Source organism: Herminiimonas glaciei (assembly GCF_042664955.1).
In the GTDB taxonomy this organism is placed as follows: Bacteria; Pseudomonadota; Gammaproteobacteria; order Burkholderiales; family Burkholderiaceae_D; genus Oxalicibacterium; species Oxalicibacterium glaciei.
On sequence record NZ_JBHTBU010000001.1, the window covers coordinates 1,639,076 to 1,656,212 of the forward strand.

The 17,137-nt window shown below is 54.5% G+C and carries 15 protein-coding genes and 1 tRNA gene; 7 read left to right on the forward strand and 9 right to left on the reverse strand.

The features are described from left to right. Window positions 1-11: 11 nt before the first annotated feature. The 3 genes from ACFQPC_RS07360 to ACFQPC_RS07370 form a co-directional block, all read right to left on the reverse strand. Window positions 12-2,672, reverse strand: coding sequence for an autotransporter outer membrane beta-barrel domain-containing protein (locus ACFQPC_RS07360; RefSeq protein WP_382271168.1), 2,661 nt, complete (start codon window positions 2,670-2,672; stop codon window positions 12-14). Window positions 2,673-2,799: 127 nt separating this feature from the next. Beyond that, window positions 2,800-3,486 (reverse strand): RES family NAD+ phosphorylase, encoded by a 687-nt coding sequence (locus ACFQPC_RS07365; RefSeq protein WP_382271170.1) that lies wholly within the window; start codon window positions 3,484-3,486, stop codon window positions 2,800-2,802. Further along, window positions 3,486-3,923, reverse strand: a complete 438-nt coding sequence (locus tag ACFQPC_RS07370; protein ID WP_382271171.1) for an antitoxin Xre-like helix-turn-helix domain-containing protein — start codon at window positions 3,921-3,923, stop codon at window positions 3,486-3,488. Before ACFQPC_RS07370 ends, ACFQPC_RS07365 begins: the two co-directional genes overlap by 1 nt. Before the next feature lie 165 nt (window positions 3,924-4,088). Between ACFQPC_RS07370 and ACFQPC_RS07375 the strand changes: the two genes are divergently transcribed. The 3 genes from ACFQPC_RS07375 to ACFQPC_RS07385 all read left to right on the forward strand — a co-directional run bounded on the left by ACFQPC_RS07375 (window position 4,089) and on the right by ACFQPC_RS07385 (window position 7,323). Further along, the gene (locus ACFQPC_RS07375; RefSeq protein ID WP_382271173.1) at window positions 4,089-4,487 is read left to right on the forward strand and encodes a helix-turn-helix domain-containing protein; all 399 of its coding nucleotides are present in this window, start codon (window positions 4,089-4,091) and stop codon (window positions 4,485-4,487) included. Between the two features lie 247 nt (window positions 4,488-4,734). Beyond that, window positions 4,735-5,319, forward strand: a complete 585-nt coding sequence (locus tag ACFQPC_RS07380; RefSeq protein WP_382271175.1) for a hypothetical protein — start codon at window positions 4,735-4,737, stop codon at window positions 5,317-5,319. A 321-nt stretch (window positions 5,320-5,640) separates the two neighbouring features. Continuing rightward, window positions 5,641-7,323, forward strand: a complete 1,683-nt coding sequence (locus ACFQPC_RS07385; RefSeq protein WP_382271177.1) for a methyl-accepting chemotaxis protein — start codon at window positions 5,641-5,643, stop codon at window positions 7,321-7,323. A gap of 555 nt (window positions 7,324-7,878) precedes the next feature. Here ACFQPC_RS07385 and ACFQPC_RS07390 read toward each other — a convergent pair. From ACFQPC_RS07390 to ACFQPC_RS07415, 6 genes are all read right to left on the reverse strand, one after another. Continuing rightward, window positions 7,879-7,968, reverse strand: a tRNA-Ser gene (locus ACFQPC_RS07390). 152 nt (window positions 7,969-8,120) lie between these two features. After that, window positions 8,121-9,365: a radical SAM family heme chaperone HemW gene (gene hemW, locus ACFQPC_RS07395; protein ID WP_382271179.1), complete on the reverse strand. Its 1,245-nt coding sequence runs from the start codon at window positions 9,363-9,365 to the stop codon at window positions 8,121-8,123. Beyond that, window positions 9,362-9,946, reverse strand: coding sequence for an RdgB/HAM1 family non-canonical purine NTP pyrophosphatase (gene rdgB / locus ACFQPC_RS07400; RefSeq protein ID WP_382271180.1), 585 nt, complete (start codon window positions 9,944-9,946; stop codon window positions 9,362-9,364). The genes hemW and rdgB overlap by 4 nt, the downstream gene beginning before the upstream one ends. Before the next feature lie 127 nt (window positions 9,947-10,073). Then, on the reverse strand, window positions 10,074-10,808 hold the full coding sequence (gene rph, locus ACFQPC_RS07405) for a ribonuclease PH (RefSeq protein ID WP_382271182.1): 735 nt from the start codon (window positions 10,806-10,808) through the stop codon (window positions 10,074-10,076). Window positions 10,809-10,814: 6 nt separating this feature from the next. After that, a complete protein-coding gene (locus ACFQPC_RS07410; RefSeq protein WP_012079188.1) occupies window positions 10,815-11,744 on the reverse strand; it encodes a PP2C family protein-serine/threonine phosphatase in 930 nt (309 codons plus the stop codon). 33 nt (window positions 11,745-11,777) lie between these two features. Continuing rightward, on the reverse strand, window positions 11,778-12,785 hold the full coding sequence (locus tag ACFQPC_RS07415) for a serine/threonine protein kinase (protein WP_382271184.1): 1,008 nt from the start codon (window positions 12,783-12,785) through the stop codon (window positions 11,778-11,780). A gap of 179 nt (window positions 12,786-12,964) precedes the next feature. On the opposite strand from ACFQPC_RS07415, the gene ACFQPC_RS07420 reads away from it, so the two are divergent. The 4 genes from ACFQPC_RS07420 (at window position 12,965) to ACFQPC_RS07435 (ending at window position 17,125) form a co-directional block, all read left to right on the forward strand. Further along, the gene (locus ACFQPC_RS07420) at window positions 12,965-13,867 is read left to right on the forward strand and encodes a YicC/YloC family endoribonuclease (protein ID WP_382271883.1); all 903 of its coding nucleotides are present in this window, start codon (window positions 12,965-12,967) and stop codon (window positions 13,865-13,867) included. A 66-nt stretch (window positions 13,868-13,933) separates the two neighbouring features. Next, on the forward strand, window positions 13,934-14,578 hold the full coding sequence (gene gmk, locus ACFQPC_RS07425) for a guanylate kinase (RefSeq protein ID WP_382271186.1): 645 nt from the start codon (window positions 13,934-13,936) through the stop codon (window positions 14,576-14,578). 22 nt (window positions 14,579-14,600) lie between these two features. Continuing rightward, window positions 14,601-14,804: a DNA-directed RNA polymerase subunit omega gene (gene rpoZ, locus ACFQPC_RS07430; protein WP_012079184.1), complete on the forward strand. Its 204-nt coding sequence runs from the start codon at window positions 14,601-14,603 to the stop codon at window positions 14,802-14,804. Between the two features lie 41 nt (window positions 14,805-14,845). Beyond that, window positions 14,846-17,125, forward strand: coding sequence for a RelA/SpoT family protein (locus ACFQPC_RS07435; RefSeq protein WP_382271187.1), 2,280 nt, complete (start codon window positions 14,846-14,848; stop codon window positions 17,123-17,125). The last annotated feature ends 12 nt before the right edge of the window (window positions 17,126-17,137 follow it).

Here is a 17,137-nt window from a genome sequence, read left to right on the forward strand (position 1 = left end):
TGGGGCAAGCACTACCAGGCATAACGCAGGCCAGCAGTCACTGTATGCGCCGTGTCGCGTTTGGCAACGGTTGCATCGTAACTAAGGTAGACATGCATATTCGCGCTATTGGCATAAATCAGGTTCATACCCAATAGTGCCGCATCGCGCCACGCTTCCGCACCCTTGATAGTGAAAGTCTGGCCGGTCACATCACCGGCAAAAGCCGCCTGGAATTGTGCTGTGCGATCGGCAAACTCGTGCAACCAGCGCGCCTTGCCTTCTACCGTCAACACGCCGCCACTAACTGCAAAATCCTTAATCAAGGCCGCACCCAGCCCGGAGCGAACACTTTGCGTCGTCGCGCTCTGTCCATTCAAGCCTATCTCGCCGGCACCGTTTTCACTGAAACCCGGTTCACGTTGCCGCACATAGCCCAGGGATGCCAGGGGCTTGAGGACCAGTTGCCCTGACAATGGCAGCTTATAGCCGGTCTCTAAATAGAGATTCACATGCTGGCCGGTGTAGGCGGCATTGGCACGTGCATTCGTACCGGCGAAACTGATATTGCGATCGACGGTATTCTTTTGCCGCCCGGCGCTAAGAATGCCATCCACATAAAAATCATCGCGTTGATAACTGCTGTACACACCAAGCTGGTAAGCATCGGTTTTCGCATGCGCATCATAAGACGAAAAATTGCCGTGCAGCTGCGATATATCAATACCCGCACCCAGCAACCATTCCGGATTGACCCAGCGATCCATACCGGCAGCCACCCCACTGATGCGGTAATCCGCGTCAGCCACGACATCGCTACGGACGCGACCGTCGCTGTAATAAGGTCGAACCCACAGCCCGCTATCGCGCGTCATGTCACGCGGCAAGGGACCCGACAAGCGTTGCGTCAAGGCGCGTGCAAACATGCCACTCTGGCGCATATTCAAACCGGCCAGCGTGGCGTGCACATCACCGCCACCCAGACTATTGAAAGCACTTTGCGCCTGCGCGGCTGACATCACCACCAATTGATTAACAATACTCGTCATGCCACCGGCATTCGCGTTTGCATCGAGCGAAGCAGCCAGGGCCTTGTCGTTTTCGGTAGTCGCTACATCGGCGAAATCGACATCGTTACGCTGATAGCCTATGAATACACTGTTGTTACCCACACCGTTGAATACGGTGGTATCGACAAATGCAGAAGGCGTATATGCGGTGAAGCTGCCGGTCACGCAATTGCCGGTGCAATGTATGATTTCCTGCTGCTGGAAGGCGTCATAGTTACCTGGCTTGAAATTCGCCGTCACCTGTCCGCCTTGCAGATTCACGTTACCTGTCACGTTCAGCTTGCCAGCAGAGGTGGGCGTGAGATCGATCGCCAGTGTGCCGGAACTCAGATTGGCGTAATTGCCGTTGATCGTCAGCGCACCAGTACCGTCGCCTGCCCCTGGGTGCACGGTACCGCCATTCACCAGATTGCCTGCCACACTCCCTGTGCCGGACAACACACCAACCACGGTGCCGGGCGCAGCGCCTGCCGCACTGCCGGCCACTGTGGTGGTCCCGCCTGTGGTCGCCAGCGTTCCTGCGGTATCGATATACACCGGGCTGGTCAATACACTGTCCAGCGTCAGGGTGCCGGTCTGGATCGTGGTGTTATTGAAAGTCGCATCGGTAGTCCAGTTCCACGCCGTACCGCGCATCGTCAATGTATTGAAATTACGGAATGCGCTATCAACCAGGCCGTTGCCTTCCAGGTAAACATTGCTGTTGCCACGCCCGCCGTCGGCCGCACCGACAATCTGTGAACCGGTGCGCAAGATCAGTGAATTATTGACGCTGTTACCGAGGATGATGGCGGTATCACCGGCTGCCCCGCCATGCCCTTCCAGATAACCGGAATTGATCACCGTATCACTGCCGTTGAGGCCCCGAATCGCATACGAATTCGCGCTGGTGATACTGCCATTATTCGTGATACTCGATGTGAAAGTCGAGCTCACCGTATTCATGAAAACGCCATCGGAACCATTGCCCACCACATTGATGGTACCGTTATTGGTAAAGCTGTTGGCATTGCCCTGTGCGTACACAGCTGTCGACGAAGAACCGCTGGTGCTGATCGTGCCGTCGTTCGTGATCGTATTATTACCACCCACCACATGGATCGCATCGGAGCCGCTATTGAGCGTAGTGATCTGGCTGCCTGCGCTGTTGACGATCGTGTTGCCGACACCGCCACCACCGGCGGCCGAAGTACCGATGGAAATCCCATAAATACTCGGTCCGGTGACCGCAATCACGCCATTATTGATGATCGTATTATTGTTGGTCAGCGCCGAGATCGCCGCCTTCAAGCCACTGCCCGAACCGGCAGCCGTCGTAATGGTGCCGTTATTGGTAACGTTGCTGCCACCAACCACTTGTATGCCCATGCGCGCAAATGAAATGGCGCCTGAGGAATTGACGGTAACGCCGGTGCTGCCCGGCACGGCAATCACGCTGGTGGCGGTGCCAACCGAAGCGGTACAAGTGACAGTGTTGCCGGACGTTGGCGCGGTATTGTCGCAATCGGCCCAGGCACTTGTTGCGAACAAGACACTGATACCGAAAGCAAGGTGATAGCCAATCCGATGCGGATGGCCCGGAGTAAGGATGGCGGATGGCAGCGTGACTAAAAATATTCTCAATATTTTCTCACCGGCAAGAGCAATTCTGATTGCTTCTCTTCAATCCCTGTTTGTGCGCTCCAGTATAGATAAACAAAAACAATATTGTCTATGTTTCATCTAAAAAACGACAAACTGTCAGCAGACGTTAACGACGGACTGCCTTTACCTTGGCTTGCGGCGTACCGGACCATGACAGCTCATACACCTGTCCACGCCGTACATTCCCTACCAGTGCCGGACGGAAGCAAGCCAGGTTGGTGCCCCCAGCGTGGCGTACGCTGGGATAAATAATCCCCAACGAACCCGCTTCCAATAATTGCACCGCCAGCTTTTGCGAAGCAATATAACTATCCGGTGCCAGGCATTTGGCATAGCGTGTCGCACCGCGCAAATCATGGAATTCATTATTGAAATCTGCGAGTAAAACCTGGTAACGGACGGTATCGTCAAAACGGTCAATCTCGACATACTCGACGGTCTTGTGAAAAATGATTTCATCGAGTGCCGTCTGCACGTCAAAGGCGCAATACCAAGCACCGCGCTCATCGGTATTGAAACGACTGCCTTCGGGCCGGGCATAGGTATAGGCCGCATTAATCATGCGAAAGTTGGGTACGCCGAAGACCAGTTCATCCACACCTATGCCGGTCGCACGACCATGTTCGGCGATCAGGCGAGCATTGGTAGCATTATCCAGTTCAAAGATATCGGCCAGATGCTTCGCATCTTCCGACAGCGGCACCAATACCGAATCTTCCTTATCGACAAAACGTGATGGAATCAAACGACAGGTATCAAACTGACGCAACTGCACAAGCGGAGGTGCAGCCATTACAGCCCTCCGCGCCGGGCATCCAGCAACTTGCGCACGACTTGCATCGCCAGCAAACCACCGGCCTGCATATAAGCAAGCGGCGACAAACCGGAAAAGATCGCATTTTTATTTGGCAAACCAACCCACTCGTTTGCCAGCTTCTCGCCATACAGGATGTGCAAAGCCTTATAGATCCCGATCAGGTAAGAAATACGTGTGATGCGATCGACCTCGAGCAGGCGGTCAGGGTTCTTCTTCCATTCATAGAAAGCACTGCTGGATAAACCACCCAGCAATTCACGCGCATCTTCATCGCGCAAGTTCCAGGCATCTGCCAGCAAGAAAAAACCTTTGAGCGCGGAACGGGACAAGCGCTCCCTTTCCGACTTCGCATTCAGGTCCACCAGCGCGGCCGGTTCAAAACGACTCTTGGGATAAGCGTATGCTGCACTCATGATTTCCTCCGTATATGGATATAATATACTCCACATTTGGAATTTCAAGTTTAAGCCGGAAGGATACAAACGTAGAAAAAGACATGCAATACACGAATGACTAATTATCCATGCATAAATGGTTATTGCTTTGATCGTGTTTATGCGCATATGTATAGTCGGCACATGACTATTGGAAACCGCCTGGATCAGGCCATGAAGGCCGCAAGGATCAAATCGCAAAGCGAACTCGCGCGTACTTCGGGCGTGCCGCAAGCGACGATCAGCCGCATCCTGAAAGGCGTGGGCAGCAAAGGGCCGGAAACAGAAACCGTCAAGAAATTGGCGAAGGCTTGCCGCGTTTCTTTCTCATGGCTCAATGAAGGCAGCGCTGACGATAGCGAGCATCCAGGCTCACAAGAAGCCGGTAAAGACAGCTATCCTGCGATGGATAAACGCATAGCACATGCAGTCAAGCTGATGCAGCAAATGCCGGAATACAAACTGAATCAAACCATTAAAATCATCGACACCATTGCCGAACCGCTGCCGGATACAAGCCCGGACAAACCTGCCGACAACTGATTTTTCATTCAGCGCATACATCCCCAAGTCCCCTGCTTTACCGCCCCTTTTCAACCGTCCTTCACATCTTCCTGCACTACCTCTCAACTTCTTCCAGATGATTCCCGCTTAACTTTTCAGGAAAAACACGCATTATTCTATTCATTCACGAATAATTATCCGTCGGGATGCGATTTATACAAGGCCGGTGCAACAGTTTGAATAGTGTGACTACATCTGACCGGCATCATCAGGGAAAGTGACGCGCATGAAAAAAGCAGGCCATCAATATTCACCTCGTCCAGGCAGCAAGATTGCGGAAGCAATTGATGCAATCCGCAACGGCCCAATGACGCCAAGGGAATTGGCCAAGGTACTGCAACGAGATAGTTCCGCAATTAATACGTTATTGCTGCGTGCCTTAACGCATGCCGCCATCATCAAGGTCAAGGACCAGCGTGGCCGCCTCTACTTCGCTGCGCCGGATACGGTACTGGATCGCCAGTTCACCGTAGTAAGTAAAGACGACTCCGAAATCACGGTTGCAAACTCACGGTCGAAACAAAACATCTTGCGCTTGCAGCACACGCAAACTGGGGAAGGGGCGACATTGATCTCGTCGAACGTGCATCCGATCACCGGCCATGAACATGGTGGCAGGTATACGCCAGACCACAGTGACACTGAGGCAGTGGCGCCGATTCCCGTCAACTCAACGTCGACGCCTGTCATTGCAGGTTTATTTTCAGACGGCGAATTGACCATCTCGATAGGCGGCGAATGCCTGCAACTCGATACCGCACAACGCCAGCAGCTCTATGCGTATCTGCACAAAATCAGATACCTCGAATAACACCCGTCACCACTCCTGCCCTATCACCAATCCAAACAAGCATGTGAAGATTTCGATAAATAACTTGTAAAGCTCACATTAAAAGATGTGGGTCTTTCCCTAACTCCCGATATTTATCGCCAAAGTCGTCGCAATTACGCATCAAATCCTCTCAAAATCTCATATTTATGGGAGCGTTTATTTCCATAGCACATGGTAGCGTCATGAAAATTTCCTCATGGCATCAACCATGTTTGGGCCTTTGTATCCTTTTTCACAAACGCGTTTCGTACTAACCATCACTCAGCGAAGTATTTCAATGACGTAAATTGGGAGATAACGATGTTTGCAAATATGAAGGTAGGAAGCAAGCTAAGCCTCGGATTCGGCATCACCGCCCTGCTCACATTGCTGATCGCGGTATTTGCCTTGATGCGAATAAACCAGATCGACGGCGTCATCGCTACCCAGAACGAAATCCGTACCCAACAGCTCGAGCGTCTTTATACGGCACGCGAAGCGCTCGGACAAACCGGTCTGGCGGCACGTAACGCGTACATCTTTACGAACAAGACAGACGCCCTGAGAGAGCTGGATATCCTGGATGAGCAAAAGGCCATCTACCTGGATGCGCTGGCCCAGATGACACCGTTCTTCAAAGGTGACGCCAACTTCGAGAAAGTCAGCAAAGGCTTGCTGGCCATGGCGGAAGAGCTCAAACGTCCGCGCCAGTTCCGCGATGCCGATCAAATGGAAGCCTTCGGCAAATTCCTGGTCAATGAATGCAGCCCGCTGCGTCGGCAAATCGTTGCTGATATCGGCACCGTCGTCACTTCGATGCAAAAAGTGGTAGATGCAAAAAGTGCTGAAGCCGACCTCGCAGCGAGACAATCGATCACTATCATCATTGCGATCTCCGCAGTGGCGCTACTACTCAGCATAGGCCTAGGCATCATCATCAGCCGCTCGATTACACGTCCGCTGAACGAGGCAGTGCTGGTGGCACAAACGGTTGCCAGCGGCGACCTGACCAGCCAGATCAACGTCAAATCCAAAGATGAAACCGGCCAGTTGCTGCAGGCACTCAAGGATATGAATCAAAGCCTGATCGGTATCGTCGACGAAGTACGCAGCGGTACCGCCACCATGGCGACCGCTTCGAACCAGATCGCCAGTGGCAATATGGATCTCTCTTCACGCACCGAAGAACAAGCCAGCTCGCTGGAAGAAACCGCATCGTCGATGGAAGAACTGACCTCCACCGTCAAACAAAATGCAGACAACGCGCGCCAGGCCAACAGCCTGTCATTGTCAGCCTCGGAAATCGCGGTCAAGGGTGGCCAGGTTGTCAGCGAAGTCGTCGTCACGATGAATGGCATCAATGACTCGGCGAAGAAAATCACCGACATCATCGGCGTCATCGACGGCATCGCCTTCCAGACCAATATCCTGGCATTGAACGCGGCAGTCGAAGCAGCCCGCGCCGGTGAACAGGGTCGTGGCTTTGCGGTAGTCGCCAGCGAAGTACGCAACCTGGCGCAGCGCTCGGCGGCAGCGGCGAAAGAAATCAAGGCATTGATTGATGATTCGGTAGGTCGCGTCGATACCGGCAGCAAGCTGGTAGTACAGGCAGGCTCCACCATGACCGAGGTTGTCGACAGCGTGAAACGCGTGACTGACATCATGGCGGAAATCATGGCGGCCAGCCAGGAGCAAAGCGCCGGCATCGAGCAAGTCAATCAGGCAATTGCGCAAATGGATCACGTCACGCAGCAAAACGCTGCATTGGTAGAGGAAGCTGCCGCAGCCGCCGGTTCGCTCAAAGACCAGGCGGTCAAACTGGAACAAACCGTCAGCGTCTTCAAGATCGACGCCAGCGCACCACAACAAGTCGAGCAGCAGGAAACATCCGTACGCTCCACTCCTGTTCGCCCGGCACTCGCCTCCAAACTATCCAGCATCAAACGCGCGGTAACGCCACCGCGTCGCCTGGCTGTCGTCGCATCGGCAACCGGTATCGATTGAACACAATTCAAATCGGTTTCGGATTAACAAGAGCGGCCAGGGTCATCACCTGACCAGGCCGTACAAATAGCTATAAAGCATTTCCCGCCTTGAGTGATCTTGGCGGGATTTTTTTTAATAGAAAGGTAGCAGGCATCCATGAAAAGCATGACCGCCTAAACATCTACCTCTGGATAGATCTCGTGAAAGACATCCCCACGCACATAATCGCAATAAGCACGCCAGCATGTAACGATTATTCCAAGTATAAAAGCGGCGTAGCAAAGATAGTCAATGGCGTCATGAAGAAATTGTCCGGCAGGATAAGAAACGCCACCTCCGCATGGACATGTAACACTTGATAAGGAATATAAAAAATGGGGAATTTCCGTATCAAACCTGTATAGGAAACTGGAAATTTCCGTATCAAACTTGTTATACGCAATGACCAGAACAAATGCCGGGAAAGAAACGCAGATGAGCGGATAGAGAAATCGAATACGCAGCTTGAGTACTGAAAATTTGTGGTGTGACATGGCCAATCAATGACAAGTCAGCATGAGCGTTGCAGCCAGTTGGCGGAAGCGGTGAGATTCGAACTCACGAACGGGATAAACCGTCGCCAGTTTTCAAGACTGGTGCCTTCAACCACTCGGCCACACTTCCGTTTTGGGATATTGACGAATGAACCACATTCATCCGGTTTACTGCGCATTGCACGAGCGTGCAATTAACCGGCGAAGCAGTCCATCAACTTCCAAGAGGTCGCATTATACCTAACTCCCCTGGAATTGCCGACTGTCCGACGATTATTTGTTTCAATCCGCCAGAAACATTTCCTGCAAATCATTCAGGAAACGCTGGCCCAGCACTGTCGGCTTAATCGTTTTATGGTCGCGGTAGAGCAAACCCTTGGCTTCAGCCTCGTTTAGCGCCCGCTCCACTGCATTCAGCGGCATGCCGGTGCGTTCGGCGAACATATTGACCTCCACGCCTTCCACCAGGCGCATCGCGTTCAGCATGAATTCAAAGCCTAGTTCGTCGCGCGTGATTTCCTTTTCTTCCTGGATAGGGTTGCCCAGGCGCATTTGCTCCATATAGCTCTTGGGCTGCTTGTAACGCGCCTGCCGGATCACGCGATGCGGAAATGACAGTTTGGTGTGCGCCCCTGCGCCTATGCCGAGGTAGTCGCCGAACTGCCAATAGTTGAGGTTATGCCGCGCCTGACGCTTAGGCTGCGCGTAGGCTGAGACCTCGTAGTGCTGGTAACCGGCGGCACTGGTTTCCTGCTCGATCATATCTTGCATATCGGCACTCGCATCGTCGTCGGGCACTGCCGGCGGGTACTTGGCGAAGACCGTGTTCGGCTCCATCGTCAGGTGGTATAGCGACAGATGCGGCGGTGCATAGGCAATCGCGGTCTGCACATCGAGGCGCGCTTCGTCCAGCGTTTGTGACGGCAAGGCATACATCAAATCAAGATTGAAGTTATCGAAGTTGCTGGCGGCGATATCGACCGCGCGCTGTGCCTCATCGCCGTTGTGGATGCGACCCAGTGCATCCAGGTGACGTGAGTTGAAACTCTGTATGCCTATCGACAAACGATTGATGCCGCTGGCACGATAAGACTTGAATTTCTCGGCTTCGAAGGTACCGGGATTGGCCTCCATCGTAATCTCGACTGCGCCATCCAGCGGCAACAAGGTACGGATGTCGGACAGCAAACGATCCAGTCCGGCTGCAGACAACAGGCTGGGTGTACCGCCACCGATGAAGATCGTATAAATCTTGCGCCCCCAGATCAGCGGCAAAGCCATCTCGAGGTCGGCACGCAAGGCGGACAGGTATTCATCTTCCGGGAAACCGCCAGTCGCTTCATGCGAGTTGAAATCGCAATAAGGACACTTCTTCACGCACCACGGGAAATGCACATACAGCGACAGCGGCGGCAATGCAGTCAGGCTTAACGCACCTGGCTTCAGATAGGTCGTGGCAACGCGTGCCGGTCCCGAGTGATCGAGCGCAGCAGCGACATCGGCGCTGATCGGTTTAATCGGGATCATCGCAATTTTTCTATCAACGCACGCAAGGCCTGGCCGCGATGCGACAGGCGATTTTTTTCTTCAGCTGTTAATTCTGCCGCAGTTTTTTGCTGCTCGGGCAGCCAGAAGTAGGCATCGTAACCAAAGCCGCCCTGCCCGCGTGGTTCTGCCAGCATTTCGCCATTCCAGCGTCCTTCTGCAATCACAGGTTGCGGATCGTCCGCATGACGCACAAAGACCAGCACGCAATAGTAGTAAGCGGATTTATCCGCGTATGCCGCGAGATCAGTGATGAGCTTTTCATTGTTACGTTGATCTGATTTAGGCTCACCGGCATAGCGCGCCGAGTACACACCCGGCGCACCACCCAATGCATTGACGCAGACGCCAGAGTCGTCGGCCAGTGCCGGCTTGCCGGTCAGGCGTGCCGCGTGACGCGCCTTGGCGATCGCGTTTTCCACGAAGGTGACATGCGGCTCTTCCGCTTCAGGTACGTTGAATTCGCCCTGTGCATGCACATCAAAATTGATGGACGACAGCAAGGCACCGAATTCTTTCAATTTACCGGCATTATTGGAGGCAAGGATAAGGGTACGCGACATGATGATCCGAAAATAAAAACGATAAAAAACCCGGCCTCAAAAACAGCCGGGTGATTTGCAACTATCCGCTGGGGCCAGGCGCTGCGACATTTACATAAAAGCAAGTCTGCGCAGTGCAGGCTCTATTTTACGCAGCTATTGCCAAGGCCTGTTTTTGCAGCACGATCAGGTCACTGATGCCGTCTTGCGCCAGGTCCAGCAATTTATCCATGGTCGCACGATCAAATGCCGCACCTTCCGCCGTGCCCTGCACTTCAATGAAGTGGCCGGCATCGGTCATGACGATATTCATATCGGTATCGCAATCCGAATCTTCGTCGTAATCAAGATCCAGTACCGGCTGGCCTTTGTACACGCCGACCGAGATCGCCGCGACAAAATGCTTGAGCGGGATCGCCGGGATGACGTTTTGCGCGACCAGCTTGCTGAACGCATCGTAGGCGGCAACCATGGTGCCGGTAATCGCTGCGGTACGGGTGCCACCGTCGGCCTGGATAACGTCGCAATCCAGGTGCAAGGTACGCTCACCGAAAGCCTGCAAATCGAAGGCGGCGCGCAGCGAGCGACCGATCAGGCGCTGGATTTCCTGCGTACGGCCGGATTGCTTACCGCGTGCGGCTTCGCGATCCATACGGGTGTGGGTCGAACGCGGCAGCATGCCGTATTCGGCCGTCAACCAACCCTGACCTTTGCCCTTGAGGAAGCCGGGGACGCGGTCTTCGATGCTGGCGGTGCAGATGACTTTGGTGTCGCCGCACTCGATCAGGACCGAACCTTCGGCATGCTTGGTGTAGTTACGGGTCAGTTTGATGGCGCGCAAGGCGTCAGCGGCGCGTCCGCTGGGACGATTTTCATACGACATGTGGCTTTAATTCCTGGAAGTGATACGTGATGATTTATCGATCGCGTTGCGGATTTCCTCAATCGCTTTTTCGATTTCTGAATCGTTATAGGTGTCGGCATTCTCCAGATCGAGGTGCCGTGGTGCCTGGATCGTGGTAGTGACACTGCCTATCGGCAAGGTATGCGTGGTGATGGTGCTATTGCCATGCAGGTTTTCGCTGCTTTCCCACATCATCGCCAAAGCGGTGACATTATCCCCTGTTTTGCCGGCAATGCCAGTAGCGGTGGTCAGTAATTCCGGTACCGCCCGCACGATGGTGTTGTTGTGCAGGCGTTGCGCCAGCTCATGGTCCGGCAGCACCGACCACAAGCCATCCGAGCACAAGAGCATGATATCGCCGGCCTGCAGGCTGGCGCGGCGCGAGATTTCTACGATGGGCATATTCGGCGCACCGAGGCAGTTGAACAGCTTGTTGCGTTCCGGATGCGTGTCGCGCTCAGACGGATCGACCTTGCCTTGCGCAATCAGGGTTTCTATCCGCGAGTGGTCGCGGGTGCGCGCCAGGATCTGGCCATTGCGCATCCAGTACAAACGCGAATCGCCGCAATGCGCCCACATCGCACTATTGTGCTGGATCAGGCAGGCAACAATGGTGGTACGCGGCGTTTCCGGCAAATTATTGATGGCGCGGTAACGGTGGATCTCGCGGTGCGCGGCGAAGAAGCTGTCTTCGAGGAAGCGCTCCGGTTTCTTGACGTAAGGGGTGGCGTTTTCCTGGAACAGTGAAGCAATGGTTTGCATCGCGATCTGCGCCGCCATCTCACCCATGATGTGACCGCCCATACCATCCGCCACCAGCAACAACAGAGCGTCGCGGGTGAAGCTATAGCCCATGCGGTCCTGGTTATTTTTGCGACCGCCTATATGGCTTTCTTGGTAAACAGAGAATCGCATGGCTGCTTTGGATAGGGATGGTTAAGGATAAGTTTAACGCGTATGTTCTTGTATCGTGGTCGATACATTTGCCGAGCGCTTACCCATATTGTTGAATATATTTTTGATCTTGCGTGCCACCTGCTGCAGCCTGGCATCGCCCTGCTGTTCCTGGATCGGTTCACGCAAGGCTTTTTGCAAGGCAAACACGCTTTGCGGGCGTTCCAGCGGATCAACCATCAGGCTCCAGCGGATCACCTTGATCAGGTCGGACGAATACACGCCTTCCAGTTTGTTGAAATGACCGTCCATCTTGTCATTCAGCTTGCGCTGGTCTGCCGGTTGCGGCGGCGCTCCGACCATGCAGGCAAACATCGACGCGCCTATGCTGTAGATATCTGTCCACGGCCCCAGGCTGCCATTCTTCACATACAGTTCCGGCGCGGCAAAGCCCGGCGTGTACATCGGGTAGAGCTTGGGCATATCGGATTGCAATGTCTGGCGTGCCGCACCGAAATCCAGCAGGATGGGTGTACCGTCCACGCGCAGGTAAATATTCGCCGGCTTCAGGTCCAGGTGCAGTAGTTTATTCGTGTGGACTTCACGCAAGCCGTTCATCACATGGCTGAACATCTTGCGGATGAAACGCTCGGACACCAGCGGCTTTTCGCCCTTGTCACGACGGCGCAGGATGTGGTCCTGCAGCGAACGGCCGGACTCGTAACCCATCACCATATAAACGGTTTCATTGGCACGGAAGAAGTTGGTCACGCTCACCACATTCGGATGGGCAATGCGTGCCAGTGCACGGCCTTCTTCAAAGAAGCATTTCAGGCCGATACGGAAGACCGGCAGGTTTTCCGGCGAAATAGCCGGTACCAGTTCGCCCGGCTGGCGCAGTGCCAGCGAGCTCGGCAGGTATTCCTTGATGGCGACTGCATTACCATCTTCATCGTAGGCCAGATAGACAATACTGAACCCGCCAGACGCAATCTTCTTTACAATGCGATATCCAGCGATTTCCAATCCATCCGGCAACGGGGCATTGTTTTGCGCAGCCATGTCGTCCTATAAATAATGTCCAGCGAGCTTGGGAAATACAGCACGGCAAAAGCGAGACGGCAGCAAGGCCAGCCTCTTTTACGGCTGCCTGAATCCGGCAACCTTGTTCGTTCTGGATTGTGTGGACAAATCGCCGCTTTGTAAAGAAAAACGAGGAACTCATTTTGACAATCTGCAGCATGACCGGCTATGCCGTCACCACCCATGAGACCAGCAGCGGCACCTTGACCATAGAGGTCAAAAGCGTCAACTCGCGTTTCCTTGATTTGCAATTCCGCATTAACGACGATTTACGCGCGCTGGAACCGGTGTTGCGCGAAGCCATCATGGCCCGCATCACGCGCGGCAAAGTCGAATGCCGCCTCAGTTTCGGCCGCAAGGTTGCCGGTGGCACCACCCAGGCGCTGAATTCGGGGGCATTGGACGCGCTGGCCACCCTGCAAGCGGAAATCCGCCGCTACTTTGCCGATGCGGCACCGCTGTCAGTCAATGAACTATTGCGCTGGCCGGGCATCATCGAAGAAGCTGAAATGAGCCAGGAAACCCTGCAGGCGGATGTCGCCGCCGCGATGCAAACCACCATGAATGCATTCGTCGACAGCCGTGAACGCGAAGGCAATGCGCTGCAAACCATGTTGTTGTCCCGTGTCGACGATATGGAAGCCATCGTGCTGCGGATTACGCCATTGATCCCGCAAGTCGTCGCGCAATTCCAGCAAAAAGCCACCGAACGCATGCAGGAAGCACTGGGCCTCGCTGCCGGCAATGGCAGTGGCGCCGCACAAGCCAGCGTGACACGCGAAGAAGCATTGGATCGCATCCGCCAGGAAGTCACGCTGTACGGCATACGCGTCGATGTCGCGGAAGAATTGACCCGCCTCGGCGCCCATTTGAGCGAAACCCGCGCCATCCTGAAAAAAGGCGGCCAGGTCGGCAAGCGCCTGGATTTCATGATGCAGGAGCTCAATCGCGAAGCCAATACGGTCGGCTCCAAGGCCGCCGTCAAGGAATTGTCGGATGCGTCGATGGCGATGAAACTGCTGATCGAGCAAATGCGCGAACAAGTACAAAATCTGGAGTAAATCCGGCGCTACAATCACTGAGCACCGATTGCCACTTTAATATTCAACCATTCATCAAGGACACCGATGTCTGAGCAAGCCCATTCTTCCGGCAGCCTGTTTTTAGTCGTAGCGCCGTCCGGCGCCGGCAAATCCAGCCTGGTCAACGCCCTGTTGCAACAGGAACCAAGCATCAAGCTGTCGATTTCCTACACCACGCGTCCACCGCGCCCGGGTGAACAACATGGCCGCGAATATTTCTTTACCTCGCCAGATGACTTCCTGGCACGCCGCCAGAGCAATGAATTCCTCGAATCGGCTGAGGTTTTTGGCAACTATTACGGTACTTCACGGATACAAATCGCCGACCAGATGGCGGCCGGCACCGATGTTTTGCTCGAAATAGACTGGCAAGGCGCGCAGCAGGTGAAAAAGCAATTCCCGCATGCAGTCGGCATTTTCATCCTGCCACCGTCGATTGCCGCACTGGAAGAACGCCTGAAAAAGCGCGGACAGGACGAAGATCACGTCATTACCCGCCGTATCCTGGCTGCCGGCGGTGAAATCGCCCACGCTTCCGAGTTCGAATATGTTATTATCAATCAAGAGTTTACAGTTGCTTTAGCTGAGTTGAGCGCGATCGTAAAAGCCACTCGTTGTCGGTTTGCACAACAATCAACTCGGAACGCATCCCTGTTCGCCCAATTGGGCATTCATGCCAATTTAAGCTGATATCGAATTTTTAGGAGTACGTATGGCCCGCATTACTATCGAAGATTGCCTGAAACAAATCCCAAATCGCTTTCAATTGACCTTGTCCGCTACCTATCGCGCACGTCAGTTGCTGCAAGGCCACACGCCTAAAGTCGATGCGAAAGACAAACCAACCGTGATCGCACTGCGCGAAATCGCTGCCGGCCATGTCGGCATTGAAATGTTGAAAAAAGTCCCAAGCTAATAATCTCTGGCTAACCGCGATGCGGCTGATAGACTATCAGTATGAACCTGACACCTACAGATTCAACAGCATCCATCGCTTCAACTAACCGAGCGGTTCCTGACCGCTCGGCCAAAATGCCCCAGAAAAAAACCGCATCTGCTGCCTCAACGCCCGCCCCAGTCGCAGGCGTTGCATCGGTCACGCAACTCACGACCAAGCTCGCCGAATACCTGACACCTTCCGAACTGAAGAAGGTCAAGGAAGCCTATCGCTTCTCGGACGAGGCACATCTGGGCCAGATGCGCATGTCGGGCGAACCATACATCTCGCATCCTATCGCTGTCGCCGAAATCTGCGCCGACTGGAAGCTGGACGCGCAAGCCATCATGGCCGCGCTGTTGCACGATGTCATGGAAGACCAGGATGTCCGCAAGGATGAGCTGATCGAACGCTTCGGCGCACCGGTCGCAAACCTGGTCGACGGCTTGTCCAAGCTGGAAAAAATCGAATTCCAAAGCCAAGTCGAAGCACAGGCGGAAAACTTCCGCAAAATGCTGCTCGCCATGGCACGTGACGTCCGCGTCATCCTCGTCAAGCTGGCCGACCGCCTGCACAATATGCGCACGCTCGGTTCGATGGCACCGGCCAAAAAGCGCCGGATCGCACGCGAAACGATGGAAGTCTATGTGCCGATTGCGCATCGTCTCGGCTTAAACAATATTTATCGCGAGCTGCAGGACCTCGCCTTTTCCCATCTTTACCCTATGCGTTACAAAACGCTGGGCAAAGCAGTCAAGGCGGCACGCGGCAATCGCCGCGAAGTGGTCAGCAAGATACTCGAGTCAGTCAATAACACGCTGGACGCAACCGGCATCCCGGCGCAAGTCTACGGCCGTGAAAAGACGCTGTACGGCATTTACACCAAGATGCTGAACAAGCGCCTGTCCTTCTCGCAAGTGCTGGATATTTACGGCTTCCGCGTGGTGGTCGACAGCTTTGCGAATTGCTACGTCGCGCTCGGTACCCTGCATGCGCTGTTCAAGCCTATGCCCGGCAAGTTCAAGGATTACATCGCCATTCCCAAACTGAATGGCTATCAATCGCTGCACACAACATTGATCGGCCCTTACGGCACCCCGATTGAATTCCAGATCCGTACCCAGGACATGCACCGTGTCGCCGAATCCGGCGTCGCCGCACACTGGTTGTACAAGGATGACGAAGGCAGCCTGTCAGACCTGCAGCAACGTACGCATGCCTGGCTGCAATCGCTGCTCGATATCCAGAAACAGACCGGCGACTCGGCCGAGTTCCTCGAACACGTCAAGGTCGACCTGTTCCCCGACTCGGTCTATGTGTTCACGCCGAAGTCCAAGATCATTGCATTGCCACGCGGCGCAACTGCGCTCGACTTCGCCTACACCATCCATACCGATATCGGCGACCAGACCATCGCTGTCAAGATCAACCTGGAACAGGTACCGCTGCGCACTGAATTGCGCAACGGCGATATCGTTGAAATCATTACCTCGCCAAGTTCACGCCCGAATCCGAACTGGCTGGGCTTTGTCCGTACCGGTAAAGCACGTTCGGCAATCCGCCATCACCTGCGTACCATCAACCTGACGGAATCGATAGAACTGGGACGCCGCCTGCTGTCGCAAGCGCTGGTAACCCTGAACCTCGATCCTGAATTGCCTGCACCGGTAGCGGAGCGCCTGCTGAATGAATCGAGCGCAAAATCGCTGGACGATTTGTATGCGGATATCGGCGTCGGTAAACGCATGGCGGCACTCGTCGCGCGCCACATCCTCGGCATGGTCGAGAACGATCAACTGGTACCACGTCCGCAGATCGATGTGAACGGCGAAGTCCTGCCGAAGAAAATCGATCCGGTTGTCATCTACGGCAGCGAAGGCGTGTCGGTACAACTGGCATCCTGTTGCCAGCCTATCCCGGGTGACGCCATCATCGGCCAGATGAAACGCGACCAGGGCCTGACCATACACACGCATGATTGCGACGTCGCCAGAAGGCAGCATTCGAAAGAACCGGATCGCTGGATAGATGTGGTCTGGGGTTCAGACATCGATCGTCGCTTCGATTGCAGCATCACGCTGCTGGCACGCAATGAAAAAGGCATCCTCGCGCGCGTCGCTGCAGAGATCGGTGAGTCCGACTCGAACATTACGCATGTCGGCATGGATGAAGACAAGGATCACATGATCACTTACCTGCACTTCACGGTACAGGTCGAGGATCGCGTGCATCTGGCGCGCCTGATGCGCAACCTGCGCAGCATCCCGGGCGTCACCCGCCTGCTGCGCGACAAAGGCTGATCAGCCCTGCTG